This is a genomic window from Amaricoccus tamworthensis (assembly GCF_049800875.1).
GTDB classification, from domain to species: Bacteria; Pseudomonadota; Alphaproteobacteria; order Rhodobacterales; family Rhodobacteraceae; genus Amaricoccus; species Amaricoccus tamworthensis.
Genome location: NZ_JBNAFV010000001.1, coordinates 657,114 through 681,096, shown reverse-complemented (window position 1 = coordinate 681,096; position 23,983 = coordinate 657,114). Strand labels below are relative to the sequence as shown.

General features: G+C 63.1%; 26 protein-coding genes. 17 read left to right on the top strand and 9 right to left on the bottom strand.

The window, feature by feature from the left end; all coding sequences use genetic code 11:
- Positions 1-939 (top strand): ABC transporter permease, encoded by a 939-nt coding sequence (locus tag ACP15P_RS03250; protein ID WP_424927058.1) that lies wholly within the window; start codon positions 1-3, stop codon positions 937-939.
- Positions 936-2,210 (top strand): amidohydrolase family protein, encoded by a 1,275-nt coding sequence (locus tag ACP15P_RS03245; RefSeq protein ID WP_424927057.1) that lies wholly within the window; start codon positions 936-938, stop codon positions 2,208-2,210. The genes ACP15P_RS03250 and ACP15P_RS03245 overlap by 4 nt, the downstream gene beginning before the upstream one ends.
- Before the next feature lie 4 nt (positions 2,211-2,214).
- On the opposite strand, the gene ACP15P_RS03240 is transcribed toward ACP15P_RS03245, so the two are convergent.
- Both ACP15P_RS03240 and ACP15P_RS03235 read right to left on the bottom strand, forming a co-directional pair.
- The gene (locus ACP15P_RS03240) at positions 2,215-2,544 is read right to left on the bottom strand and encodes a protein tyrosine phosphatase family protein (protein WP_424927056.1); all 330 of its coding nucleotides are present in this window, start codon (positions 2,542-2,544) and stop codon (positions 2,215-2,217) included.
- Positions 2,545-2,725: 181 nt separating this feature from the next.
- Entirely contained in the window at positions 2,726-4,327 is a 1,602-nt protein-coding gene (locus ACP15P_RS03235) for a calcium-binding protein (RefSeq protein ID WP_424927055.1), read from the bottom strand.
- Positions 4,328-4,536: 209 nt separating this feature from the next.
- Between ACP15P_RS03235 and ACP15P_RS03230 the strand changes: the two genes are divergently transcribed.
- Positions 4,537-5,094: an RNA polymerase sigma factor gene (locus ACP15P_RS03230; protein WP_424927054.1), complete on the top strand. Its 558-nt coding sequence runs from the start codon at positions 4,537-4,539 to the stop codon at positions 5,092-5,094.
- 3 nt (positions 5,095-5,097) lie between these two features.
- On the opposite strand, the gene ACP15P_RS03225 is transcribed toward ACP15P_RS03230, so the two are convergent.
- Positions 5,098-5,709: an anti-sigma factor gene (locus ACP15P_RS03225; protein ID WP_424927053.1), complete on the bottom strand. Its 612-nt coding sequence runs from the start codon at positions 5,707-5,709 to the stop codon at positions 5,098-5,100.
- Positions 5,710-5,923: 214 nt separating this feature from the next.
- Between ACP15P_RS03225 and ACP15P_RS03220 the strand changes: the two genes are divergently transcribed.
- The gene (locus tag ACP15P_RS03220) at positions 5,924-7,054 is read left to right on the top strand and encodes a S8 family serine peptidase (RefSeq protein ID WP_424927052.1); all 1,131 of its coding nucleotides are present in this window, start codon (positions 5,924-5,926) and stop codon (positions 7,052-7,054) included.
- Between the two features lie 7 nt (positions 7,055-7,061).
- Here ACP15P_RS03220 and ACP15P_RS03215 read toward each other — a convergent pair whose 3' ends face one another.
- Positions 7,062-7,391 (bottom strand): protein tyrosine phosphatase family protein, encoded by a 330-nt coding sequence (locus tag ACP15P_RS03215; RefSeq protein WP_424927051.1) that lies wholly within the window; start codon positions 7,389-7,391, stop codon positions 7,062-7,064.
- A gap of 276 nt (positions 7,392-7,667) precedes the next feature.
- Complete coding sequence (locus tag ACP15P_RS03210) at positions 7,668-8,144, bottom strand: Lrp/AsnC family transcriptional regulator (protein ID WP_424927050.1); 477 nt, start codon at positions 8,142-8,144, stop codon at positions 7,668-7,670.
- A 138-nt stretch (positions 8,145-8,282) separates the two neighbouring features.
- On the opposite strand from ACP15P_RS03210, the gene cysG reads away from it, so the two are divergent.
- The 5 genes from cysG (at position 8,283) to ACP15P_RS03185 (ending at position 13,283) form a co-directional block, all read left to right on the top strand.
- Positions 8,283-9,662: a siroheme synthase CysG gene (cysG, locus tag ACP15P_RS03205; protein WP_424927049.1), complete on the top strand. Its 1,380-nt coding sequence runs from the start codon at positions 8,283-8,285 to the stop codon at positions 9,660-9,662.
- A 1-nt stretch (position 9,663) separates the two neighbouring features.
- Complete coding sequence (locus tag ACP15P_RS03200; protein WP_424927048.1) at positions 9,664-9,972, top strand: DUF2849 domain-containing protein; 309 nt, start codon at positions 9,664-9,666, stop codon at positions 9,970-9,972.
- A gap of 3 nt (positions 9,973-9,975) precedes the next feature.
- Entirely contained in the window at positions 9,976-11,637 is a 1,662-nt protein-coding gene (locus ACP15P_RS03195; RefSeq protein WP_424927047.1) for a nitrite/sulfite reductase, read from the top strand.
- Between the two features lie 70 nt (positions 11,638-11,707).
- Positions 11,708-12,127 (top strand): DUF934 domain-containing protein, encoded by a 420-nt coding sequence (locus ACP15P_RS03190; RefSeq protein WP_424927046.1) that lies wholly within the window; start codon positions 11,708-11,710, stop codon positions 12,125-12,127.
- A gap of 535 nt (positions 12,128-12,662) precedes the next feature.
- Positions 12,663-13,283 carry a queuosine precursor transporter gene (locus ACP15P_RS03185; RefSeq protein WP_424927045.1) on the top strand — a complete coding sequence of 207 codons (621 nt, stop codon included), beginning with the start codon at positions 12,663-12,665 and terminating at the stop codon, positions 13,281-13,283.
- A gap of 90 nt (positions 13,284-13,373) precedes the next feature.
- On the opposite strand, the gene ACP15P_RS03180 is transcribed toward ACP15P_RS03185, so the two are convergent.
- Positions 13,374-13,892 (bottom strand): YHS domain-containing (seleno)protein, encoded by a 519-nt coding sequence (locus ACP15P_RS03180; protein WP_424927044.1) that lies wholly within the window; start codon positions 13,890-13,892, stop codon positions 13,374-13,376.
- 371 nt (positions 13,893-14,263) lie between these two features.
- On the opposite strand from ACP15P_RS03180, the gene arfB reads away from it, so the two are divergent.
- The 6 genes from arfB to ACP15P_RS03150 all read left to right on the top strand — a co-directional run bounded on the left by arfB (position 14,264) and on the right by ACP15P_RS03150 (position 18,741).
- Positions 14,264-14,686, top strand: coding sequence for an alternative ribosome rescue aminoacyl-tRNA hydrolase ArfB (arfB, locus tag ACP15P_RS03175; protein ID WP_424927043.1), 423 nt, complete (start codon positions 14,264-14,266; stop codon positions 14,684-14,686).
- Between the two features lie 67 nt (positions 14,687-14,753).
- Positions 14,754-16,016, top strand: a complete 1,263-nt coding sequence (locus ACP15P_RS03170) for a SulP family inorganic anion transporter (protein WP_424927042.1) — start codon at positions 14,754-14,756, stop codon at positions 16,014-16,016.
- Positions 16,017-16,098: 82 nt separating this feature from the next.
- A complete protein-coding gene (locus tag ACP15P_RS03165) occupies positions 16,099-16,698 on the top strand; it encodes a LysE/ArgO family amino acid transporter (protein WP_424927041.1) in 600 nt (199 codons plus the stop codon).
- Between the two features lie 99 nt (positions 16,699-16,797).
- The gene (locus ACP15P_RS03160; RefSeq protein ID WP_424927040.1) at positions 16,798-17,724 is read left to right on the top strand and encodes an AEC family transporter; all 927 of its coding nucleotides are present in this window, start codon (positions 16,798-16,800) and stop codon (positions 17,722-17,724) included.
- Positions 17,725-17,734: 10 nt separating this feature from the next.
- Complete coding sequence (locus ACP15P_RS03155) at positions 17,735-18,187, top strand: YaiI/YqxD family protein (protein ID WP_424927039.1); 453 nt, start codon at positions 17,735-17,737, stop codon at positions 18,185-18,187.
- Complete coding sequence (locus ACP15P_RS03150; protein WP_424927038.1) at positions 18,184-18,741, top strand: GNAT family N-acetyltransferase; 558 nt, start codon at positions 18,184-18,186, stop codon at positions 18,739-18,741. Before ACP15P_RS03155 ends, ACP15P_RS03150 begins: the two co-directional genes overlap by 4 nt.
- 8 nt (positions 18,742-18,749) lie before the next feature.
- On the opposite strand, the gene ACP15P_RS03145 is transcribed toward ACP15P_RS03150, so the two are convergent.
- Positions 18,750-20,291, bottom strand: a complete 1,542-nt coding sequence (locus ACP15P_RS03145) for a phospholipase D family protein (protein ID WP_424927037.1) — start codon at positions 20,289-20,291, stop codon at positions 18,750-18,752.
- A 79-nt stretch (positions 20,292-20,370) separates the two neighbouring features.
- Positions 20,371-20,859 (bottom strand): NUDIX hydrolase, encoded by a 489-nt coding sequence (locus ACP15P_RS03140; protein ID WP_424927036.1) that lies wholly within the window; start codon positions 20,857-20,859, stop codon positions 20,371-20,373.
- Between the two features lie 41 nt (positions 20,860-20,900).
- Here ACP15P_RS03140 and ACP15P_RS03135 point away from each other — a divergent pair, with 41 nt between their 5' ends.
- Together ACP15P_RS03135 and ACP15P_RS03130 are read left to right on the top strand one after the other, a co-directional pair.
- Positions 20,901-21,896, top strand: coding sequence for an Hsp33 family molecular chaperone HslO (locus tag ACP15P_RS03135; protein WP_424927035.1), 996 nt, complete (start codon positions 20,901-20,903; stop codon positions 21,894-21,896).
- A gap of 130 nt (positions 21,897-22,026) precedes the next feature.
- The gene (locus ACP15P_RS03130; RefSeq protein WP_424927034.1) at positions 22,027-22,323 is read left to right on the top strand and encodes a BrnA antitoxin family protein; all 297 of its coding nucleotides are present in this window, start codon (positions 22,027-22,029) and stop codon (positions 22,321-22,323) included.
- 18 nt (positions 22,324-22,341) lie between these two features.
- Here ACP15P_RS03130 and ACP15P_RS03125 read toward each other — a convergent pair whose 3' ends face one another.
- Positions 22,342-23,949 carry a peptide chain release factor 3 gene (locus ACP15P_RS03125; RefSeq protein ID WP_424927033.1) on the bottom strand — a complete coding sequence of 536 codons (1,608 nt, stop codon included), beginning with the start codon at positions 23,947-23,949 and terminating at the stop codon, positions 22,342-22,344.
- Positions 23,950-23,983: the final 34 nt, after the last annotated feature.

Below are 23,983 nucleotides of genomic sequence, written 5' to 3'. Positions count from 1 at the left end.
ATGAACGCGTTTGAAATCCTTCTGACCGCGAGTTTCTGGGCTGCTGCCATCCGCATTGCCTCGCCGCTGATTTTTGCCACGCTGGGTGAGCTGATCTGTGAACGGGCGGGGGTTTTGAACCTCGGCATCGAGGGGATCATGGTGGCGGGCGCGTTCAGCGGCTGGTTCACGGTGTATCTGGGGTTTGATCTCTGGGCCGGAGTGGCGGTTGCGGGTCTGACGGGCGTGGTATATGGGCTGCTGCACGGGTTGCTGACGGTGCCATTGGGGCTGTCGCAGCATGTGACGGGGATTGGCGTGACGCTGCTGGCGACCAGTCTGACCTACTACATTTACCGTATTGCGCTGCCGGAGGTGACGTCGCCGCCGAAGATTGAGGCTTTTCAGCCCTGGTCGGTGCCGGGGCTGTCGGATATTCCGGTGATTGGAGAGGCGTTTTTCACGCAGACGCCGTTTACATATTTGGCCTTTGTCATGGTGGCCGTGGTGGGCTGGCTACTGTACCGCACGCCACTGGGGCTCGCGGTTCGGGTTGCGGGGGAGAACCCGGATGCGCTGGAGGCCAAGGGGATCAGCGTGACGGTGGTGCGGATGGGTGCTGTGGCCGTGGGGTCCGGGCTGATGGCAATTGGAGGCGCGTTTCTGACCATGTCGGCCTTTGACTCGTTCTTCTTTGAGATGGTGAACGGGCGCGGCTGGGTCTGTATCGCGCTTGTGGTGTTTGGGTCGTGGAGACCGGGCAAGGCGTTGCTGGGCGCGGTGTTGTTTGCGGCGTTTGACGCTTATCAGGTGCGGTTGCAGGGGATCGTGGAGGCCATTCCGTATCAGGTGTTCCTGATGCTGCCCTATATCCTGTCGATTGTTGCGCTGATCGTCGTGGCGCGGCGGGCGAGTTATCCAAAGGCGCTGATGGTGCCGTATCGCAAAGGTGAAAGATGAGTCTGGATGTTCTTGTAAAGGGTGGGGTTTTGCCGGATGGCCGGCAGGCGGATATTGCCATTCAGGGCGACCGGATTGTGGATGTGGCCCCGGGGATTTCCGGTGGGGCCGGAACAGTTGTGGATGCGGGCGGGTGCCTGGTGTCGCCGCCCTTTGTCGATCCGCATTTTCACATGGATGCGACGCTGAGCTACGGAACGCCGCGGATCAATGCGTCGGGCACGCTGCTGGAAGGGATCGCGCTCTGGGGGGAGCTAAAGGAAATTTTGACCCACGAGGCGTTGGTCGAGCGGGCGCTGGAATACTGCGATTGGGCGGTGTCGATGGGGCTTCTGGCCATTCGGACGCATGTGGATACCTGCGATGACCGGCTTTTGGGTGTTGAGGCGCTGATCGAGGTGCGGGAGCGGGTGAAGGACTACATTGACCTGCAACTGGTGGCGTTTCCGCAGGACGGATTTTATCGTGATCCAACGGCGCGGGCGAATACGATCCGGGCGCTGGATATGGGTGTGGATGTCGTGGGCGGCATTCCGCATTTCGAGCGTACCATGGCGGATGGCCGGCGGTCGGTGACGGAGCTGTGTGAAATTGCGGCTGAACGTGGTTTGCCGGTGGATCTGCACTGTGACGAGACGGATGATCCGGAGTCGCGGCATATTGAGCAGCTGGCCTATGAGACGCAGCGCCTGGGGCTTCAGGGACGGGTGGCGGGGAGCCATCTGACCTCGATGCATTCAATGGACAACTACTATGTTTCCAAGCTGTTGCCGTTAATTGCGGAGGCGGAGGTCTCGGTCATTCCCAATCCGCTGATCAATATCGTGATCCAGGGGCGGCATGACACCTACCCGAAACGGCGTGGGCTGACGCGGGTGCCGGAGATGCGGGCGCACGGGATCCGTGTGGGCTGGGGGCAGGACTGCGTTTTGGACCCGTGGTATTCGCTGGGCACGGCGGACATGCTGGATGTGGCGTTTATGGGTCTGCATGTGGCACAGATGACGAGCCCGGAGGACATGGCGCACTGTTTCCGCATGGTAACGGAAGAGAATGCGGCGATCATGGGACTGGCGGATTACGGATTGCAAAAGGGTGCGGTGGCCAGCTTGGTGGTGCTCGATGCCGGGAACCCGATTGAGGCGCTGCGGCTGAGGGCCGACCGGCGGGCTGTGATCGCAAAGGGTAAGGTTGTGGCGCAGAGGTCAACGGTGCCGACGGCGCTGTCTCTGCCGGGGCGGCCGGCGAGTGTGGACCGGCGGGTGCGGTGAGGGGTTAGAGCCCCGCCATGTCGAAGAGGTGGGTGCAGCGCGCGGCGGTGCGGCAGTAGGTGAGCACGGGTTTGGGCAGACGTTGCAGTTCGGAGCTGAAATCCAGGATGTTCTGCGGCTGGATCCGGCCCGTTTCCACCGGAACCCATGAGAATTTGAGACCGAGGCGTTCGGCTTCGGCGCCGATATCCTGGGCGCGGGGCTGGCCGGGTTCCTCATTGTCGGGACGGTTGCACATGATCGCGCGGAAGCCGAGGTGGCTGATGGTCTGAACGTCCTCCACCGTGATTTGGGAGGTGACGCTGTACTCGGACGAGATCTCGATGGTTTTCATGGCGTCAGCTCCGGCTGTATTATTTTCATTAGGAGGGGATTTTGGCATGGTTTCAACAGTTTTGGTGAAATTATGCATGTGGTTTTCCAAGTAGGCGCTTCCCTGCCGATGGGGCGGGACGGTGACGCGCCGCCTGGTGGCGACGCGTCCCTGTTTTGAGGGCCGTGACCCGGGTGATGGATCAGAACAGGAAGTCGCTCGCGTCGAGGTTGTCGATGTCGAAGTTTTCCAGCGTCAGCACGTCGTTGCCGCCGAAGTCGATTTCCACATCTTTGCCCTCCTGGGTGGCTACTGCGAAGACCTCGTCCCAGCTGTCGTATTCGTCGCCTGTGGAGATCTTGATGCGGTCCACACCGTTTTCGAAATCGGTGATGGTGTCCCCGCCGCGGCGGAAGAGGAACGTGTCGGCGCCGTCACCACCGGTCATCAGGTCGTCACCGTTGCCGCCGTTTATGTAGTCCCTGCCTTCGCTGCCGGTGATGGTGTCATCGCCGTCGCCGCCATAGAGGCGCAGTTTGATCTGACCGGCGTCGAGATCGCTGGCGTCGATGCTGTCGTCTCCGCCCTGGCCGCGGACCTCAAGCTGTTCGGTGTCGCGTATGTCGAGGGTGAAGGGCCCAAGATTTACGCGCTCAAATTCGACATTGTCGCCGTTGGTGCGGATCTCAAAGGCGTCGCCCGCACCGTCGGCGCCATTGACCTGAACCGTGTCGTGGCCGCTGTCACCGTCCATACGGTCGGAGCCGTCGCCGTTGTTCCAGACCATGGTGTCGTCGCCGGAGCCGCCGTACATTTTGTCGTCGCCACGGTTGCCCACGATGAGGTCGTCGCCGGAGCCGCCCTTGAGGTAGTCGTCGCCCTGGGAGCCGGAGATTTCGTCGTCACCGTCGCCGCCATAGACCTTGAGATAGATGGCGTCGGCGTCGAGATCGCTGGCGTCGATGCTGTCATCTCCGCCCTGGCCGCGGACCTCAAGCTGTTCGGTGTCGCGGATGTCGAGGGTGAAGGGCCCAAGGTTGACGCGCTCAAACTCGACATTGTCGCCGTTGGAACGGATCTCAAAGGCGTCGCCCGCACCGTCGGCGCCATTGACCTGAACCGTATCGTAACCGCTGTCGCCGTCCATGCGGTCGGAGCCGTCGCCGTTGTTCCAGACCATGGTGTCATCGCCAGAGCCACCGTACATTTTGTCGTCGCCGCGGTTGCCCACGATGAGGTCTTCGCCGGAGCCGCCCTTGAGGTAGTCGTCGCCCTGGGAGCCGAAAATCTCATCGTCGCCGTCGTCACCATAGGCGCGGAGTTTTACCAGACCCGCGTCGAGGCCGGTGGCGTTGATGATGTCGTTGCCACCGAGGCCGTTTACGATCATTTTCTCGGTGCTGCCGATGTCGAGGGAGAACTGACCGAAGTTGACGCGCTGGAAGTCGAGGCGGTCACCGTTGGAGGCGAGCAGGAACTCGTCGCCGAGGTCGTCGGAGCCGTTCACTTCGGCGGTGTCGTAGCCTGCGCCGCCTTCCATGATGTCGGTGCCGTCGCCGTTGTTCCAGATCATCCTGTCGGAGCCGTTGCCGCCGAGCATGATGTCGTTGCCGCGGTCGCCAACCAGAACGTCGTCTCCGTCCTCGCCGGCCAGGACGTCATTGTCGTCGCCGCCAAATACGGTGTCGTCGCCTGCGCCCGCCACAACGAGATCCTCGCCGGCCAGGGCCTCAATCAGTTCATCTTTGCCTTTGCCGACCAGTACGTCCGCTTCGTCAGAGCCGGTAATTTCCCATTTAGCCATTTTAATGTCTCCAGTTTCAATTTTGGCAACGCCACCGTGGCGTTCCTGTACATGGGTCGTGGCAGGGGCCGGGGTGGTTCAGATTTTTTCGGATTTTTCGAAATTATTTTTTGGGTGCCTTCACGGAGCGAAAAACCGGCCTTAAGAATTGGGCGGCCGGCGGGCCGTTATGGCCGGGCCGTCACGGGATTTTGCGGGGTGGGCCGGGTATGGCGGAGACGGGCGTTGAAACGGATCGGGATCTGCTGTCACGGATTGCCACGGGAGACCGGAGCGCGATGCGGGATCTATATGAGAGGCATAACGCGCCGCTTTACCGGTTTCTGCTGTCGCGGCTGAGTGACCGGTTCGAGGCGGCGGATGTGATGCAGGAGACGTTCATCGATGTCTGGCGCGGCGCCGGGCGGTTCGAGGGGCGGTCGAGCGTCACAACCTGGATGTTCGGGATTGCGCGGAACAAGTCCATTGACCGGATGCGGCGGTCGGGACGGGTGGTTGTGTCGGAACCGGATGAGACGATGGCCGATGATGCGCCGGACCCGGAGGCCGTGGCGGAGGCCGCGAGTGATGCGGACCGTGTGCGCGGCTGTATCGAGGGGCTGGGGGCGCAGCACCGCGCGGCGGTGGAACTCGCGTTTTTTCAGGACCTGGCCTATCGCGAGATTGCCGATATTGAGGGCGTGCCGGTTGGTACGGTGAAGACGCGGATTGCAAGTGCCAAGCAACTGCTGAAGCGGTGTCTGGCGGCGTTCGGGCTGGTGGCCTGACAGTCAGTCGGCCTGGACGCTTTCGACGATTGTGGTTTCCGTGGCGAGGCGTTCAATGCCTGCGTCGCGCGTGCTGTCATCGGTGAAGCCGATCTGCCAGAGGCCGAGGGCGTTGGGGCCGCCGGTGATGGTGGCGCCAATCTCCTGGAGGAGCGCGCGGATTTGGGCCTCGGTGGCGTCGGGTTGGAAGGCCACGGTGACGGTGTCGGTGGGTGTCTCAGATACGGGCACGAAGCGGTCGCCCTGGCCGGGCAGGTTGGGGACAACGGCGAACTGCCAGACACCCACGGCGAGGAGAGCCGTCGCGGCGATGCGCAGCGCGGGGGTCCAGGAGAGGACGGGTGTTTTGGTTTGGGCGGGCGCGGGTGTGGCTTCCTCGCGGTCGATGGCGCGTGAGAGGCGGGCCCAACCGAGTTCACCGGGGCCTGTCTCGGCCGGGGCGTCGCGCAGGGCGGCGATGCCCCGCAGAAGGGCGATGTCGGATTTCACCTGCGGGTTGCGGGCGGCCTCGGCCTCGACGGATTTGGCCTCGTCGGCGCCGAGTTTGCCGCGCACGTAATCCATCAGGGCGGCGTCAACGCGGTCGTTGTCCATCGGGTCGGGTGTGTCCGTCACTGTACTGCCCCCTTTTCGTCTGCGTTACGCCGGGTCGGTGCTGATTTTCCGGCATTCACTGGATATAGTCGAGTCAAAGGGGCGGGCGGTTCAGATTTCATGGCAAAAATGTTGTTCGCGCATTCAAGTGAACCGGAGGCCCGTGTCATGCGACCAAGACAGGCAGGGTATTTTATCGGAAGGCGGAATTGTGGTGTTTGATGTGAAATTTGGGATGAGGCTATTGGTTTTGCCGCTGCTGCTTGGGCCGGTGGCGTGTCAGCAGGCGGGGGTGACGCCGCCGGAGTCGCAGGCGCAGATCGCGCGGGATGCGGGCGACGTGACCGATCCCACCGAGATCGTGGCGCTGGTCGCGGATGAGGCGGCGGCGGAGCGGTTGAGCAACGGGGCGGTGGAGCGGGGATATGTGTACCTGCGCGGGTCGCGGCTTGGTGGGCTGGGGCTGAACCAGATCGTATTTCGTATTCCCGACGGCACGGACGGTCCGGGGGCCATTCGGGAACTGGAGGCGATGGAGCCGGGCAGTACCGTGGGGGTAAACCATGCCTACCGTCTGCAGGCGGAGGGGCGGGTTTATGCGCCGGGGATGCTGGCCTGGCCGGAGACGGGGTGCGTAGCAGATGTGCCGGTGGGCATGATCGACGGGGTTGTGGACCGGGATGCCGCGGCGCTGGGCGGGGCGCGGATCGTGCAGCGGGATTTCACCGGCGGGAGCCCGGCGGCGGTCGAACATGGAACGGCGGTGGCGGAAATTCTGGCGGGGCCGGGAAGGTTGACCGGGGCTGAGGTCTTCAGCGCGGTGGTCGTGTCGGACGGGCCGGGTGGTGACGAGGCCGCGGGGGTGGATACGCTGATGCGGGCGTTTGACTGGCTGTCGCAATCGGGCGTGCGCCTGGTTAATGTAAGTCTCGCAGGGCCTTACAACAAAATCCTCGACCGGGGTTTGCAGGCTGCGGATGCGCGGGGGATGGTTGTGATTGCGGCGGCTGGGAATTCCGGGTCGGAGAGCCCGCCGCGCTATCCGGCGGCGTTTTCACAGACCATCGCGGTGACGGCCGTCGATGCGGCGATGGCGCCCTATGCGAAGGCGCCGACGGGCGGGCACATCGATTTTGCGGCACCTGGCGTGGACATTTTCCTGCAGCTTGATGGCGGGGGCCGGTATCTGTCGGGCACGTCGCTGGCGGCACCGTTTGTGACGGCGCTGGTGGCGGGTGAAGGCGTTGGCGGCTCGGCCCAGGACATCCGCGCCCGGCTGGCGCGTGGGGCGGTGGATCTGGGCGAGAGCGGGCGCGACGAGGTGTTTGGCCTCGGTCTGCCGCAGGCCGTGGGGGCGTGCGGCTGAGTCTGCTTCAGATGCCTGCCATCTCGAAGAGGTGGCCGCAGCGCGCGCCGGAGCGGCAGTAGGCGAGCACGGGTTTGGGCAGGTCCTGGATCGCGGCCTGGAAATCGGTGATGTTCTGCGGCTGGATCTGGCCCGAGACCACGGGGACGAAGGAGAAGCCGAGGCCGAGGCGTTCGGCTTCGGCCTGGATCTCGGCCACGGGCGGCTGGCCCGGGCTTTCGTTGTCGGGGCGGTTGCACATGATGGACTTGAAGCCGTGGTCGGCGATGGCCTGAACGTCATCGACGGTGATCTGGGGGGCGACGCTGTAGTCCTGGTTGATTGGGATGATGTTCATGTGCTGGCTCCGGCTGGGATTTGCGCGGCATTTTGGGGAGAGAGGCCGGGGCGTCAACCGGTTTTGTTGGGACGGTTTGACCCCCGGCACGGGACCAGGGGCTGCAGCCCCGCCGTGCCAGCGTCGGACCGGCCCAAAGGGCCGACGCTCCGTTGAGGTTTGCGCGGGGCACGGATGCAGGAGGAACACTCAGCCATAAAACCGCGCCGTACGGCCGTGGGTGCGTCGCCCCCCGGTCCGACGCCGGCACGGCTCATCTTTATGCGGGACCTCCCGTCAGTCGCTTTCGATGCCCAGCGGCAGGGCCGTGGTGTTCTTGATCTCCTCCATGGACAGGCTGGAGGTGACGTTGAAGATGGAGACCTCCTTGATCAGCGCGCGGTAGAAGTTGTCGAAGGCTTTGGCGTTTTCGACGCGGACCTTGAGGATGTAGTCGATGTCGCCTGCGAGGCGGTGGGCCTCGAGCACCTCGGGGCGGTTCTGGACGGCCTGCAGGAAGCGGGCGAGCCAGTCGGCGTCATGCTCGGAGGTGCGAATCAGAACGAAAAAACAGCTCTCCAGTCCGAGTTTCTCCGGATCGAGCACCGCGACCTCGCCTTTTATGACGCCGGATTTGCGCATTTTGCGAATTCTGTTCCAGACCGGCGTCTTGGAGGTGCCAAGTTTTTTGGCGATTTCGTCCAGCGGGAGGCTGGAATCGACCTGGAGCAGGCTGAGAATTTTCCGGTCCAGATCGTCCATTGCGGCTGCCATTCCTAAATTCCTTCAAAAAGCGATACCATTTTTTCGAATTCCGCCAGAAACGGAACGGTGTCCTTATTTGGTGCGTCACGTTGAGAATATAAAGGAAAATATCCTATCTAAAGGCAAGAGTTTTAGTGAGGCCCTGCCATGCGACATTTTCCAGTCTTCCTCGACCTGCGCGGACGCACCGTGGCCGTTTGTGGTGCCGGTGAGGTTGCCGTGGCCAAGCTGCGTCTGCTGCTGCGGACCGAGGCGGAGATCGTGGTGTACGGCACCGGTGCCGTGGATGTGGTGCGCGCGTGGGCGCGGGACGGGCGAATTACGCTGGTCGAGCGGGCGCCGGTTTCCGGTGATTTTAATGGCGCGGCGCTGGTCTATGCGGCCGATGCCGATGAGGCGCTGGATGAGCGGACTTCCCATTTGGCGAAAGAGGCCGGGGTTCTTCTTAACGTGGTCGACAATCTCGAAGCCAGCGAGTTCATCACGCCTGCGATTGTGGACCGCGATCCGGTGACGGTTGCGATTGGCACCGAGGGTGCGGCCCCGGTTCTGGCGCGTGGGATCAAGGCGAAGGTTGAGGAAATGCTGCCCTCCTCGCTGGGCCGTCTGACACGGATCGGGCAGGGTTTCCGTGGCCGGGTTGAGGATCTGTCCTCCAAGGCGCGGCGGGCGTTCTGGTCGAAGTTCTATTTCGGGACCGGACCGCAGGCCTTTGAGAAGGGCGAGGATGCGGCCCGTGACGAGCTTGAGCGGCTTCTGGCCGAGGGTGTCGAGAAAGCCACCGGCATTGTGCGCTTCGTGGGTGCCGGGCCGGGTGATCCGGAACTTCTGACCCTGAAGGCGCGGCGGATGCTGCATGAGGCCGACGTTGTTATTCACGACCGCTTGGTGTCGCCCGCGATCCTGGAACTGGCGCGGCGTGAGGCGCTGGTCATTGAGGTTGGCAAGAAAGGCTTTGGTCAGTCCTGGAAACAGGAGGACATCAATGACCTTCTGGTGGCCCATGGACGGACCGGTGCGGATGTCGTGCGCCTGAAAGGTGGCGATCCGTCGATCTTTGGTCGGCTGGACGAGGAAATCCGGGTGGTGTCGGAAGCGGGGATCGCGTTCTCCGTGGTTCCGGGCATCACGTCATCGAGCGCGGCGGCGGCGTCCGTGGGACGGTCGCTCACACGGCGGGGGCGGAACTCGGACTTCCGCGTGCTGACCGGACATGACGTGAACGGTTTTGCCGCCCATGACTGGCGGGCACTGGCCGCTGAGGGCTCGACGGCTGCGGTCTATATGGGCGTGCGGTCCTCGGAGTTTTTGCGTGGGCGTCTGATGATGCACGGCGCGGCACCCGATGTACCCGTGACGGCGGTGGAGAATGCCAGCCGTCCCGATCAGAGAATTATTTCAACCACCCTGCTGGAACTGCCCGACGCGCTGCGCGCGGCTGAACCGCAGGGACCGGTGATGCTGCTTTTGGGCATTGAGCCCCATGCGGCGCCGGAGGCAATCAGTCAGGCCCGGGAGGCACTCTAGGATGGCGAAACGTTTCAAACCCCAGATCGCAACCGGCAATGACCTGCTCGACGGCGATGTCGTCTATTTCACGCAGGGCCTGAAGTGGTCGCGGTTCATTGGCGACGCCTGGATTGCGACCAATGAGGAGGCCGCCGAGGTGCTCCAGAAGGAAGCATCGAAATTCCCCAATGACATCGTTGGGGTGTACCTGACCGACGTGGCAATCGACGACGAGGGTCGTGCCCGTCCCGATCATTTCCGCGAGGATTTCCGTATGCGCGGACCCAGCAACCGCCCCGAGCACGGGCGCCCGGTCGAGAGGGCCTGAACCATGTATGAGTATACCGATTTTGACGAGGCGTTTGTTCGCGAGCGCGTGGCGGAATTCCGGGGCCAGGTGGAGCGTCGTCTTGACGGCTCCCTGACCGAGGATGAGTTCAAGCCGCTGCGCCTGATGAATGGTCTCTATCTGCAGTTGCATGCCTACATGCTGCGGATCGCGGTGCCCTATGGCACGCTGAATGGTCGGCAGATGCGGCAGTTCGCCTATATCGCGGACCGCTGGGACCGGGGCTACGGGCATTTCACGACCCGTCAGAACATCCAGTTCAACTGGCCGAAACTGCAGGACGTGCCCGACATGCTCGAGGCGCTGGCCGATGTGCAGATGCATGCGATGCAGACCAGTGGCAACTGTATCCGCAACGTGACCGCCGACCATTTCTCTGGTGCCGCTACGGACGAGATTGCTGATCCGCGCCCGACGGCGGAGCTGTTGCGTCAGTGGTCCACGGACCATCCGGAATTTACCTGGCTGGGCCGCAAGTTCAAGATCGCGGTGACGGGGTCCGAGCATGACCGTGCGGTGATCAAGGCCCATGACATTGGTCTGCGCCTGGTTCAGGACGATGACGGCAATCCGGGCTATGAGGTCCTGGTTGGCGGCGGTCTGGGCCGGACGCCGATGCTGGGCAAGGTGGTGCGGGAGTTCCTGCCCAAGGAGCATCTGCTGCCCTATGTCGAGGCGATTTTGCAGGTCTATAACCTGATCGGCCGTCGCGACAACAAGTACAAGGCGCGTATCAAGATCCTGGTCCATGAGACCGGTATTGATGAGATCCGCAGGCTGGTTGAGTCCACGTTCCAGGAGAACCTGGCCCGGTTCAACGGCGTGAACCAGGAGGTTTTCGACCGGATCGAGGCGTCCTTTGCCGCGCCCGAGTTTGAGCCGGTGTATGACGTGACGCCCGCGGTGGATGCGGGGCTTCGCTCCTGGATCGACACGAACGTGGCCGATCACCGTGAGCCGCATTACGCGATCGTCACCATTTCGCTGAAAGGCATTGGTGAGACGCCGGGGGATGCGACCTCCGACCAGATGCGGATCATGGCGGCCCTGGCTGAGGAGTTTGCCCATGATGAGCTGCGCATCAGCCATGAGCAGAATGTCATTCTGCCGCATGTGCCGCGCCGTCATCTGGCCGAGATCTACCGTCGTCTGAAGGATGCGGGTCTGGCTACGGCGAATATCGGTCTGGTCTCCGACATCATCGCCTGCCCGGGCATGGATTACTGTGCGCTGGCAACGGCGCGGTCGATCCCGGTGGCGCAGAAGATCAGTGAGACCTTTGCCGACATCGACCGGCAGCGGGACATTGGGCCGCTCAAGATCAAGATCTCGGGCTGCATCAACGCCTGTGGTCATCACCATGTGGGTCACATCGGTATTCTCGGCCTCGATCGTGCGGGTGTTGAGAACTACCAGATCACGCTTGGCGGTGACGGCACGGAGACGGCCTCCATCGGTGAGCGGGCGGGTCCCGGCTTTGCCTATGACGAGATCGTGCCGGCGGTTGAGCGTCTGATCGAGGCGTATCTCGATCACCGCAATGAGGACACGGAGACGTTCCTCGAGGTGTATCGCCGTATGGGACCGGCACCGTTCAAGGCTGCGCTCTATCCCGAAGCGGAAGCACGGTCGAATGCGGCCTGAGTTTGACGGGTCTGGAAAAAACAGTGGCGCCGGGGTCATCCCGGCGCGGGCCAACTGAGGAGAGGCTGACATGGCGGTAATCATTACTGAGGATGGCATCGCGGCTGACGACTGGGCCGACAAAACGGTATATCCGTTTGACGTGTTCTGGTCGGGGCAGGAGTTGCCCGAGGAAGCGCTGGCCGTGGAGTTTCCCAACGACCGCAAACCGGAGGACCTGGTTCCCTGGCTCGACCGGATCGAGATGATCCGAGTTGAGTTTCCGAGCTTCGCCGATGGCCGTGGTTTCTCGCTGGCACGGCGTCTGCGAACGCTGGGCTATAAGGGTCGTCTGCGGGCGGCCGGGCCGGTTGTGTCGGACCAGCACCGCGCGGCCGTGCGGGTTGGGTTTGACGAGATTGAGCTTCCCGAGTCCGTTGCGGCCCGTCAGCCGGCGGAGCACTGGGTGATCCGCAAGCAGGGATCGTATCAGCAGCGGCTGGCGTCGTAGGGCTTTTCCTGAAAGTGCCGCCTGTGAGACAAGGGCATCGCGGACCTCGGGTGGCGCGATAGCGCCTCCCGTCGTGCCGAAGGCACGCCAGTATTCATTTGCACGCCTCTGGCGTGACGGGCAGGTCGGCGCTGCCCGGCGTTGCCGCCGGGCGATAGTTTTGCGTTGCCGTAACGCATAAAATATCAGTCGCCTGACAAATGTTGGGCACCGTCGCTGCGGCTCTCCCGGCGTGTCGGCACGACACGCCATGCCCGACTTTCCCCCAGGGAGGGCATCCCGGACGGGAGGAATTGCGCAGAAGTTTCAGCAGTTTAAACGGAGCGTTGTAGCCAGGCCGGTCGCAGCCCTCCCAAAGTCGGGCATGGCGCGTCGTGCCTCGTGTACCGCGCAGTTGGGGTTGGCGGATGCCAAAACCCGCCCGCACCAAACTGTTCCACTCCCCCTTGCCCTTTCGGATTTCCAGGCGTATGAGGCCGGCTGCCGCTTGGCGGCCAAGTCTCCGCAACCTTGTTAAAACGGAAAACCGTAAAACATGACCCGTTCGATCATTCCTGGCGTGGCCGCGATGGCCACCATTGTTGTTGCCTCCAATATCCTGGTGCAGTTTCTGTTTGGAAACTGGCTGACCTGGGGGGCGTTTACCTATCCATTCGCGTTTCTGGTCACCGACCTGATGAACCGCATCCACGGGCCGGGCAAGGCATCGCGGGTGGTTCTGATCGGGTTTGCGGTCGGCATTCTGTGCAGTCTGATCGGAACACAGATCGAGGGTGAGTTCGGACCGTTGGTCAGTACGCGCGTGGCCATCGGGTCGGGTGTGGCGTTCCTGGTGGCACAGTTCCTCGATGTGGGGATCTTCAGCCGCCTGCGGCAGCGCGCGTGGTGGAAGGCGCCGCTGGTGTCGAGCCTCGTGGCCGGATCGCTGGATACGCTGGTGTTTTTCTCAATCGCGTTTGCGGCCGGTCTGTCCTGGATTGCGCCGGGTGTGGATGTGGCCTGGGCCAACGAGGCGGTGCCGCTGCTTGGCGTAGGGCCGGTCAGCCCACTATGGGTGAGCCTCGCGGTCGCGGATTTCTGTGTGAAGACAGCGGTGGCCCTGGTGGCTCTGGTGCCGTTCCGGGTGTTGTTGCTGCGCTTCGCGCCGGGGGCCTGAACGCATCGCGCCGTCCGGGGAGGACACGGACGGCGCTGACCGGCTTTGGGGGCCGGGCGGGAGATGTGGGTTCCCGCTTTGGGACGCGGATCAGTTGGTGACCGGTGCGTCCGATGTGCTGAAGTTCGGCACGGGATCGTTTGAGGCGCTGTCGCCCTCGAGGTCATCCCAGTAACCTTCCGCCAGCATGATGTTGCCAGGGATGTTGTCTTCCCAGCGTTCAACCACGTCGTCATTCAGGTTCAGGTACAGCTTGCCGTCCACGATGCGCCACAGGTCGGGGTTGCCCGGAACCTTGGCATCCACGGCGACGCCATAGGCGCAGTGGCCGTCATACTGGGGGGCGTATTTTTCCGGGTCGGCGAGGAAGGTGTCACGGTTTTCGGCGGTGGCGAAGGCGAAGGTCGCGCCGTTATGCTCGGCGGTGAACTCGGTGCTGCCGGGGATGCCCTCGGGCTGTGCTTCACCAACCTCGGCCTGTTCCAGATCGAAATAGGCGACGACGTCGTAACCGGATACCGCGAAGCCCGTTTCGTCCACATATTGCGGACCGGCGAAGGCGGCTCCCGCAAGGAGGGTAAAGGCGGCGGTGGTGATCGTAAATTTCATGGGTGCACTCCTTGTTTGCAAAGAACCCTTCGGTGCGGGGGGCGGATTTTTTCACCCGCTCCCAAACCCGTGAAGTGCCGTGATCGGATGTGTGATTTGGGGTGTAAACCGACCGCGATCTTTTTTCTTGATTTATTTCGGGAAGGTGGCACGATGAGATCGACCGAAACAACTGAAAGGAGGTGCTTTAATGTCTTATGGGACTTTGGAGCGTTTGGCGGGTTCTGTTTGCGGAGGTGTTTCCTGACGGTTTGAACCGCGTGGGAACACGTTAGCAGCAACGGGCTCGGCCCAACCGGCCAGCCTCCAGGCTCATAGAAATTTGGGAGGGCCGCAGCGATGCGGCCCTCTCTCTCGTTTTGGAAACCCTGATGCTTGTGATCAACGACGACATTTTTATTGCTGACTGGGAACTGACCGAGAGTTTTGTGCGCTCCTCCGGTCCGGGCGGGCAGAACGTGAACAAGGTCGCAACGGCGGTGGAGTTGCGGTTTGAGGCGGCGCGCTCGCCCAATCTGGCGCCGGATGTGAAGGCGCGGCTGCGCCGGCTGGCTGGGCGGCGCTGGACGGGCGAGGGGGCGGTGATCATCACGGCGGAGAAGTTCCGCACCCAGCACCAGAACCGCGAGGAGGCGCGGCGCAAGCTGCGCGAGCTGATCCAGGCGGCGTTGCACCGGCCCAAGCCGCGCAGACCGACGAAGCCCACCAAAGGCTCGATCCGGCGCAGGCTGGCGGCGAAAAACCATCGTGCGGGGATCAAGGCCGCGCGGGGGCGTGTGGATCCGGAGGAGTAGGGGTATTTACCCTCCGCGACAGCGGCATTAGTGTCAGTGCATTATTGCTTTAGTCCGGTCGGGCGACATGAAACCCAAAATTTTGACGACACTGCCGGGGTATACCCGGGATCTGTTTTTTGCTGACCTTGTGGCGGGTGTGACCGTCGCGATGGTGGCGCTGCCTCTGAGCCTTGCGATTGCCATTGCCTCGGGCGCGGACCCGGCGACGGGGCTGGTGACGGCGATTGTGGCGGGGTTTCTGATCTCGGCGATGGGCGGGAGCCGGGTGCAGATCGGTGGGCCGACGGGCGCGTTTATCGTGGTGGTGTTCGGAGTTATTGCCGAGCATGGCTATGACGGGCTGGTGCTCGCGACGCTGATGGCCGGGGTGATCCTTATGGTGGCGGGATGGTTGCGGGCTGGCAACCTGATTACGTGGATCCCGGAGCCGGTGATCAACGGTTTTACCATTGGAATTGCTGTGATTATCGCGACCAGCCAGCTTCAGAACCTGCTTGGGATCGGGCTTGATGAGGTTCCGGCGGAGTTTTTTGAGAAACTGGCGGTGCTTTTCGACGCGCGGGACGGGGTGTCCGGTGCGGCGTTGGCGGTCGGGCTGGTCACAATGGCTTTGATTATCGTGCTGCGCCGGATTGCTCCGAAGTTTCCGGGGCTTATCGTGGCGGTTGGGGTGACCTCGGCGGTGGTGGCGCTGGGCGCTTTGCCAGTGGATACCATTCAGTCAAGGTTTGGGGATTTGCCAAGGGGGCTGCCCATGCCGGCGCTGCCCGAGATCAGTCTGGCGCGGCTGGCAGAACTTCTGCCCTCGGCGATTGTGATTGCGTTTCTGGCGGCGGTGGAGTCGCTTCTGTCGGCCATGGTGGCGGACCGGATGATCGGGGGGGCGCACCGGCCGAACGCGGAGGTGCTGGCGCAGGGGGTGGCCAATATCGGATCGGCGCTGTTTGGCGGGCTGCCCGCGACGGGGGCGATTGCGCGGACGGCGACCAATGTGCGGGCCGGGGGACGGACGCCGGTGGCGGGGATCGTTCATGCGCTGACGATCCTTGTGGTGATGCTCGTGGCGGCGCCGCTGGCCGGCTATATGGCGATGCCGGCGCTGGCCGGGCTGCTGATCCTGACGGCCTGGAACATGAGCGAGCCGCATAAATGGGGCGGATACCTGCGGGAGCGGCCCTCGGACCGGTTTTTGCTGGTGCTGACCATGGTTCTGACGGTGGTGGCCGATCTGACCGTGGCGATTGGCGTGGGGGTTGCCATTGGCCTCGCGCTGCGGCTGCGGCGGCGGAAGGTGCCACCATCGGACTGGTCGACGCCGGACCGGTGAGGGGCGGGCGTTTGACCGGGTTTTCAAGGTCCTGTGGGTCGTTTAAGGACCGGTGTTTCGCGGTATTGGAGCGGGGCCGGTTGTGACGTCTTTTCTGCCTGGGTTTTTGCTGAGTCTGTCGCTCATTCTGGCGATTGGGGCGCAGAATGCTTTTGTACTGCGTCAGGGGCTGATGGGGCGGCATGTGTTTGCGGTGTGCCTGGCCTGTGGGCTGTCGGATGCGATCCTGATTTCGGTGGGTGTGTTTGGTCTGGGGCGGATTTCTGAAGTGCTGCCCGCGATTGTGCCGGTGATGCGCTGGGGCGGGGCGGCGTTTCTGTTTGCCTATGGGCTGCGGAGTTTCCGGGCTGCGTTACGCAGTTCGGACAGTCTTGACCCGGGAGAGCAGGCGCCGGTGCCGTTGGGCCGGACGCTGGCGGTGTGTCTGGCGCTGACCTGGCTCAATCCGCACGTTTATCTGGATACGGTGATGCTGATCGGGTCGGTGTCCACGCAGTATCCCAGTCAGGCCGGGTTCGGAGCGGGGGCGGTGCTGGCGTCCTTCACGTTTTTCTTCTCGCTGGGCTATGGCGCGCGGCTGCTGCGGCCGTTGTTTGCGCGGCCTGGGGCCTGGACGATACTTGAGGTGATTATTGGCTGCGTCATGTGGCTGATTGCCGCGTCACTGGTCTTTGGGGCATAGCGGTTTGCGGCCTTGCGGGTCGGGGGAAGGGCACGTATCCAGACGGTATTGATCGCATGGAGGCCCAGGCGTTTCCTAATTTGCGCATAAGGGTACCCGATGATTGAGATCCTCCTTCAGACCATGCCGTTTTTTGGCCTCATCGCTCTGGGCTGGGGCGCTGGTGTGACCGGTTTTTTCAGCGAGGAAGCAACCGGTTACATAACGAAATTTGTGTTCTATTTCGCCCTGTCGGCGATGATTTTTCGGTTTGCCGCCAATCTCAGTTTCGGCGATGTGTTTAATCTGACCTCCATTGCGGCGTATCTGGGTGCGACCCTTGTGGTTTATCTGCTGGTGACCGTTGTGGCTTTGATGCGTGGCTGTTCCGTGTCGGAAGCCGCGGTAGAGGCGCAGTGCGGGTCGATCGGAAATATTGGCTTTCTGGGTATTCCGATGCTGGCGCTCCTGATGGGGGAGGCGGCCGTGGGCACCATCATGATCATGCTTGCCGTGGATCTGATCGTCTTTGGCAGTCTTTTGGTTGTTCTGATTACAGGCAGTGGACGCGGGGGGCTGACGCCTTCGGTGCTGAAGCCGGTGGTTATGGGGCTGTTGAAGAACCCCATGGTGGTGTCGATGGCGCTGGGCCTGTTCTGTTCGGGTTGGGCGGTTCCGATCCCGGATACGGTGAATCAGTTTCTGGCCATTTTGGGAGCGGCGGCGACGCCCTGTGCCCTGTTTGCTATCGGGGCGTCCCTGGCTTCGAAATCGGCTGAGCGCGTTTCCGTGGCTGGGTGGCTGTCGTTTGCCAAGCTGGTGCTGCATCCGGCGATGGTCGCGGTTGCGGTTTATTTCGTGTTTGACGTTGACCCGTATGTGGCATCGGTTCTGGTGGCGGCCTCGGCCCTGCCGGTCGCGGGGAACATCTACATTGTTGCCCGACACTATCAGGTGGCGCCGTCGCGGGTCTCGGCCGCCATTTTGTTTTCGACCCTGTGCAGCATCCTGACGGTATCCTGGGTGATTGCGCGGGTGCAGGTCTGAGCGGAGGGGATTGGCGGTGATTTACGTTGATGCGGATGCCTGTCCGGTGCGTGACGAGACCGTGAAGGTCGCGGAGCGGCATCAGGTGGAGGTGGTTTTTGTTACCAATGGCGGGTTGCGGCCGAGCCGGCATCCGCTGGTGCGGATTGTGGTGGTCGATCAGGGCGCGGATGTGGCGGACATGTGGATTGCCGAGCGGGCCGGGGCGGGGGACGTGTGCATCACCGCCGATGTGCCGCTGGCCGCGCGCTGTGTTGGGGCCGGAGCGCTGGTGCTGGGGCCGGACGGCCAGGAGTTCTCGCGGGAAAACGTAGGCGACAGGCTGGCGATGCGGGATCTGATGGCGGATTTACGGGCGGCTGATCCGTTTCGGCAGGGTGGCGGTAAACCGTTTTCTAAGGCCGATCGCGGCCGGTATCTGGAGCGGCTCGATGCGGTTTTGCGCCGGGCGGCCCGGGCGTGAGTAATGTTCCGGTTCTGGAGACGGAACGGCTGGTGTTGCGGGCGCATCGGGAGGAGGATTTCGATGCCATGGCCGCGATGTGGGCCGATCCGGCGGTGGTGCGCTACATTTCCGGCGAGGAATATACACCTGAGGAGACCTGGACCTGGTTTCTGCGCTACGCTGGGCACTGGTCGGTGCGGGGGTATGGCTACTGGGCGATCACCGCGCGGGAGGACAGCCGTTTCATGGGCGAGACGGGGTTCGCCGATTACCGGCGTGAGATTACCCCGGCGTTGAATGGTCGTCCGGAAGCGGGCTGGGTGCTGCGTTCGGAGGAGTTCGGGCAGGGTTATGCCACCGAGGCGGTAAAGGCGGTCACGGCCTGGGCGGATGCGAATATCGAAATTGCGACGACCGTGTGTCTGTTCGATCCCGAGCACGCGGCTTCCATCCGGGTGGCGGAGAAGGTCGGGTACCGGAAGCTGCGCGTGTCGGAATACCGGGGGTCTGAGACTCTCGTGATGACGCGGCCCAGGCGATGGCCGGGCGCGGGGCCTCTGGCTGGTAAATAGCGCGCCATTTAGAGCTGGGAGCCGATGGGCAGGATGGCGTAGACATCGGCCATGAAGCGCTCCCAGGAGGAACCCGTTGGCTCGTCGTCGAAGATGCGCTGCGTGCCATCGGGGTTGTATTCGGTCCACGTGACCGTGCCATCCTCATCAAGTCTGACGGCGTAGGTCTCATTCCTGAGAACAGCGCGGAAGGCCTGGGACGCGGCGCCTGTGAATTCCGGCGCGTCGATCAGGATGCCCATTTCCGTGTTGATGTTGACCGAGCGGGGGTCCCAGTTGAACGAGCCGACGAACAGGTAGCGGTCGTCGATTGTGAAGGTTTTGGCGTGGAGACCGGAGCGGGACTCGCCCCAGTTGATGCCGCGCTGCGCCTCCCTGTCCGCGTCGGGACGCAGTTCGTAGAGTTCAACGCCGCCTTCGAGCAGGGCGCGACGTTTTTTGGCGTAGTGGGCGTAGACGGGTTTCACGTCATTGGAGGCGAGGGAGTTTGTGACGATGGAAACCTCCACGCCCCGCGCCTCAAGGTCGCGCAGCCATTTCGTGCCGCTGTCGCGGGGGACGAAATAGGCGGAGATGATTTCGACTTTTGATTTTGCATCGGCAAAGTAGCCGGTGAGCTGGGAGGCGAGAAACTCCTCACTTCCTTCGGCCCCGGCGGCTTTGGTGGGTGGGTCCGAGTACATTTTCGCGGGAACCCAGTTGAGTTTGAGGGTTGCGCGCGTGAAGTTCTGTTGCGCCGCTGCGCGGATGACGTCCGCGTATTGGGTGTCGCGGGCGTCTCCGATAATCTCATTCAGCCGTGCGCGGGCCGCCTCGAGGCTGACCTCGGACGGGCCGCCTATGACGGCTCGGGCGGGGACGGCGAAGCGGCTGTTCCAGTAGTCGTCGAAGTTCTTTGAGACCTCGTCCACCACCGGTCCGGCCAGAAGCAGGTCGATGTCGGAGTAATTCATCTCCCGCTTGGCGAGGAAGTATTCGTCGCCAATGTTGCGCCCGCCGACGATGGACATGGCATTGTCCGCCGTCATGGATTTGTTGTGCATGCGGCGGTTGATGCGCCGGAAATCCGTGAGGCCGGCGGCAATCAGGCTCTGGTCGCGCCAGAAGGGGTTGAAGAGACGTATTTCGATGTTCTCGTGGCTGTCGAGAGCGGCGGTAACGGCGTCGTAGCCGCTTGTGTCCATGTCATCGAGAAGCAGGCGGACGCGTACGCCCCGGTCGGCGGCCTCCAGAAGGCTCCAGGCGAAAATCTGACCGGTGAGGTCGTTGTGCAGGAGGTAGTATTGCGCGTCGATGGTCCGTTCGGCGGATTGTGCGAGCGCAAGGCGCGCGGCGAGGGCTTCCTCACCGTTGCCGATGAGCCGGACGCCGGAGCGGCCGTCGTGGGGATTGCCGAGATCGTCGACCGCCCGCGACAACTGCGTGCCGGTTGGCTGGTTTAGCGAGCGCGACGGGGTCTGCTCAAAGGTGCGTGGCGTGGGGGCGCAGGCCGACAGGAGCAGGAGGGACAGCCCCGCCGTCAGGATCAGCTGTTTCATGCCTTGAGCCATTTGGGGTCCTCCACACGCGCAATTCCTGGCAGACTACAAAGCCGGAATTGGCTCTGGCCGCAAGGGTGGAGGGCGGGATTCAGCCCCGGGTGACGAAGTGACGGTCGCCCGCGTTGCCGAGAAGCCGACTGGCGGCGTCGACGGACATCCAGAGGGCGGAATGGCCGGGTTCGGTGGGTTCGCCCATGCGGCGGACCGGACGGGCGAGGTAGATGTGGCAGACCTTGCGCGCCCAGAATTTGTAATCGGGCAGCCAGGCGTAGCGCTGAAAAGCGCCAAGTTTGCGCTCCACCTGAATTTTCCAGCCGGTTTCCTCAAGGCATTCGCGGTGTAACGCGGGCAGGGGGCTTTCGCCGGGATCAATGCCGCCGCCGGGCAGCTGAAAATCGGGGGTGGGGTCCGCCTGGCGGGTGATAAGAACATCGCGGCCGTCCCGGATCACCGCATAGGCGCCGGGGCGGTCGATGTAGTTCATGCCCGGCACGACCGGTTCGCCAAAACGTCTCATGGGTGTGATGTAGGCGGGTCGGACGGGGTGGTAAAGGTGGGCAATTGCAATCGGGGTCATGAATTCCTATTTGGAGGCTCTGTTTTTTGGGAGTTTGACGTATGAGCCTTGCCGCACGTATCGCGTGGGATGACACAGTCCTGCCCTTTCAGCTGGATCGCGCCGACATCCGTGGCCGCGTGGCCCGTGTGGATACGGTTCTGGACAAAATTCTGGGCCAGCATTCCTATCCGGCGCCTGTTGCAGCGCTGGTGGCGGAGGCGGCTTTGCTCGCGGCCATGATTGGTCAGACGGTCAAACTGCGCTGGAAGCTTCAGATCCAGATCCGTGGCAACGGGCCGATCCGGATGATTGCGGCCGATTACTTCGCGCCGGAGAAGGAGGGAGAGGCCGCCCGGATGCGGGCCTGGGCCGCGTTTGACGTGCCGGAGCTTGAGGCGGCGGCGGGGGCCGCGCCGATTGATCTGCTCGGTGAGGGGCTGTTTGGGCTGTTGATCGACCAGGGGCCGGGCACGTCACCCTATCAGGGGATCACGCCGATTGCGGGTGGATCGCTGGCCTCCTGTGCCGAGACCTATTTCGCGCAGTCCGAACAGCTGCCGACCCGGTTTTCGCTGGCGATGGGTGAGGCAACCGAGCCGGGCGGTGAGACGGCCTGGCGCGGTGGTGGCGTGATGCTGCAGCAGTTGCCCAAGGGCTCGCCCTCTGCGGTGCAGGAGGCGTCCGGGCCGGATGGTCTGCTCGCTCCGGAGGATTTTCTGGATGGCGATGATGCGGAGAACTGGACGCGGGCGGGGATACTGCTCGATACGGTTGAGGAAACCGAGCTGATTGGTCCCCATGTGGGCGCCGAGACCCTGCTGACCCGGCTGTTCCATGAGGAGCAGCCCCGGATATTTGATGCCCAGTCGGTGGAGTTTGGCTGCACCTGTGGGCCGGAAAAGGTTGTGGATTCGCTTGCCAGCTATTCGGCTGAGGACGTGGCCGGAATGGTGACGGATGAGGGTGTGGTGACCGCCGACTGTCAGTTCTGCGGCGCGCATTACGAGTTTGATCCGAAGGATCTGGGGCGGCAGGACGGCGACGGCGGGGAATAGGCTGCTGTCGGAATCTGACGCAACGAGCCTGCAAGGTTGAGTTGTCGTGGATTTGTAGTTACATTTTCGTAGTTACACGGGCGGCGACTGTCCTGATTGTTGTCGCGCCTTTTCCTCTTGGAGGCCTGCCATGACATCCGATGACCGATCGCCCGGTGATCTTCCGCCTTTGACGGAGCGTGAGAAAAAGGTGCTTGCGGAGGAGTTTGGTTTATCGCTCGTGCCGCCTGATCCGGCCAATATCCGGATTGTGGCGGATGCGCGGGACGCAGACGGCCTTTATCGCCCCGTGAAGAAACAGGTGACGGTGCGGCTGGACGCCGATGTGCTTGCCTGGCTGAAATCGCAGGGCAAGGGGTATCAGACCCGCATGAACGAAATCCTGCGCCGGGAAATGATGGCGGTACGGGATCAGCCGGAGGAGTGACGCGGTCGCGGTCGCGCCCTAAACCATCATTTCCTTGGTGTTGGTCAGTTTCAGGTCGGGCCAGTCGCGGGTGACGCGGTCGATGTCCCATTGCAGGCGGGTCATGTAGACCGGGTCGCCGTCGTGGTCCTCGGCCATCTGGCCCTTGTTGGCCTTGGTGAACTCCGCGATTTTGTCGCGGGGACCGGAGATCCAGGAGGCGGAGGTGAACTGGGTCGGCTCGAAGCGCACGGGCAGGCCGTATTCAAGCTCGATGCGGCTCGCCAGAACCTCGAACTGGAGGGGGCCGACGACGCCTACAATCCAGCCGGAGCCGATGGTGGGTTTGAAGAGCTTTGAGGCGCCTTCCTCAGCGAACTGGGTCAGGGCCTTTTCCAGATGCTTGGCCTTCATCGGGTCGCCCGCCCGGACGCTTTGCAGCAGTTCCGGGGCGAAGGACGGTATGCCGGAGAAGCGCAGGTCCTCGCCTTCGGTCAGGGCGTCACCGATGCGCAGTTGGCCGTGGTTTGGGATGCCGATGATGTCGCCGGCCCAGGCGTCCTCGGCGATCTCGCGGTCCTGGGCCAGGAACAGCATGGGGTTGGCGATGGCCATGGGTTTGCCCGAGCGCACATGTTTGAGCTTCATGCCGCGTTTGAAATGGCCGGAGCACAGGCGCACGAAGGCGATGCGGTCGCGGTGTTTGGGGTCCATGTTGGCCTGGACCTTAAAAACGAAGCCGTTCACGTCCGTTTCCCACGGGCCGACGGCGCGGCTCTGGGCGGGGCGGATCTGCGGCGGCGGGCCGAAGGCGCCGATGCCCTTCATCAGCTCGTTGACGCCGAAGGAGTTGATGGCGGAGCCGAACCAGATGGGGGAGAGGTTGCCCTCAAGCATGGCTTTGTGGTCGAATTCCGGCAGCAGTTCGCGGGCCATTTCGACCTCCTCGCGGAGGGTTTCGAGCAGGCTCTCGGGGATGTGGTCGGCCATGCGCGGGTCGTCGAGGCCGTCCATGGAGATGCTCTCGGCGCGTTTGTTGCGGTCGGCGCGGTCCATCAGTTCGAGCCGGTCGTTAAGCATGTCGTAGCAGCCGAGAAAATCGCGGCCCATACCGATGGGCCAGGAGGCAGGGCAGACGTCGAGTTGAAGTTCCTGCTGGATCTCGTCGATGATCTCGAAAGTGTCGCGGGCCTCGCGGTCCATCTTGTTGCAGAAGGTCATGATGGGCAGGTCGCGCATGCGGCAGACCTCGAAGAGCTTGCGCGTCTGGCTCTCAACGCCTTTGGCGCCGTCGATCACCATCACCGCCGCGTCCACCGCCGTCAGGGTGCGGTATGTGTCCTCGGAGAAGTCCGAGTGGCCGGGCGTGTCCACGAGGTTGAACCAGTAGTCCTGAAAGGGAAAGGACATGGCGGAGGCGGAGACGGAGATGCCCCGGTCCTTCTCCATCTGGAGGAAGTCGGATTTTGTGCGGCGGGCCTCACCCTTCGCGCGCACCTGGCCGGCCATCTGGATGGCGCCACCATAGAGGAGGAATTTCTCCGTCAGGGTGGTCTTGCCCGCATCCGGATGCGAGATGATCGCAAAGGTGCGGCGGCGCCCGATCTCGGCGGGCAGGGGCGGGGTGTTTGAGGCGGTGTCCAGCATGGGGGGGATATAGTCGGGCGCGGGGCGGGGCGCA

Coding starts and splice junctions, on each gene's coding strand:
- ACP15P_RS03195 (WP_424927047.1), top strand. CDS start 9,976: ATGTATGAGTATACCGATTTTGACGAGGCGTTTGTTCGCGAGCGCGTG.
- ACP15P_RS03130 (WP_424927034.1), top strand. CDS start 22,027: ATGACATCCGATGACCGATCGCCCGGTGATCTTCCGCCTTTGACGGAG.
- ACP15P_RS03180 (WP_424927044.1), bottom strand. CDS start 13,892: ATGAAATTTACGATCACCACCGCCGCCTTTACCCTCCTTGCGGGAGCC.
- ACP15P_RS03190 (WP_424927046.1), top strand. CDS start 11,708: ATGGCGGTAATCATTACTGAGGATGGCATCGCGGCTGACGACTGGGCC.
- ACP15P_RS03215 (WP_424927051.1), bottom strand. CDS start 7,391: ATGAACATCATCCCAATCAACCAGGACTACAGCGTCGCCCCCCAGATC.
- ACP15P_RS03140 (WP_424927036.1), bottom strand. CDS start 20,859: ATGACCCCGATTGCAATTGCCCACCTTTACCACCCCGTCCGACCCGCC.
- ACP15P_RS03240 (WP_424927056.1), bottom strand. CDS start 2,544: ATGAAAACCATCGAGATCTCGTCCGAGTACAGCGTCACCTCCCAAATC.
- ACP15P_RS03245 (WP_424927057.1), top strand. CDS start 936: ATGAGTCTGGATGTTCTTGTAAAGGGTGGGGTTTTGCCGGATGGCCGG.
- ACP15P_RS03210 (WP_424927050.1), bottom strand. CDS start 8,144: ATGGCAGCCGCAATGGACGATCTGGACCGGAAAATTCTCAGCCTGCTC.
- ACP15P_RS03250 (WP_424927058.1), top strand. CDS start 1: ATGAACGCGTTTGAAATCCTTCTGACCGCGAGTTTCTGGGCTGCTGCC.
- cysG (WP_424927049.1), top strand. CDS start 8,283: ATGCGACATTTTCCAGTCTTCCTCGACCTGCGCGGACGCACCGTGGCC.
- ACP15P_RS03230 (WP_424927054.1), top strand. CDS start 4,537: ATGGCGGAGACGGGCGTTGAAACGGATCGGGATCTGCTGTCACGGATT.
- ACP15P_RS03235 (WP_424927055.1), bottom strand. CDS start 4,327: ATGGCTAAATGGGAAATTACCGGCTCTGACGAAGCGGACGTACTGGTC.
- ACP15P_RS03145 (WP_424927037.1), bottom strand. CDS start 20,291: ATGGCTCAAGGCATGAAACAGCTGATCCTGACGGCGGGGCTGTCCCTC.
- ACP15P_RS03160 (WP_424927040.1), top strand. CDS start 16,798: ATGATTGAGATCCTCCTTCAGACCATGCCGTTTTTTGGCCTCATCGCT.
- ACP15P_RS03200 (WP_424927048.1), top strand. CDS start 9,664: ATGGCGAAACGTTTCAAACCCCAGATCGCAACCGGCAATGACCTGCTC.
- ACP15P_RS03220 (WP_424927052.1), top strand. CDS start 5,924: ATGAGGCTATTGGTTTTGCCGCTGCTGCTTGGGCCGGTGGCGTGTCAG.
- ACP15P_RS03135 (WP_424927035.1), top strand. CDS start 20,901: ATGAGCCTTGCCGCACGTATCGCGTGGGATGACACAGTCCTGCCCTTT.
- arfB (WP_424927043.1), top strand. CDS start 14,264: ATGCTTGTGATCAACGACGACATTTTTATTGCTGACTGGGAACTGACC.
- ACP15P_RS03125 (WP_424927033.1), bottom strand. CDS start 23,949: ATGCTGGACACCGCCTCAAACACCCCGCCCCTGCCCGCCGAGATCGGG.
- ACP15P_RS03170 (WP_424927042.1), top strand. CDS start 14,754: ATGAAACCCAAAATTTTGACGACACTGCCGGGGTATACCCGGGATCTG.
- ACP15P_RS03185 (WP_424927045.1), top strand. CDS start 12,663: ATGACCCGTTCGATCATTCCTGGCGTGGCCGCGATGGCCACCATTGTT.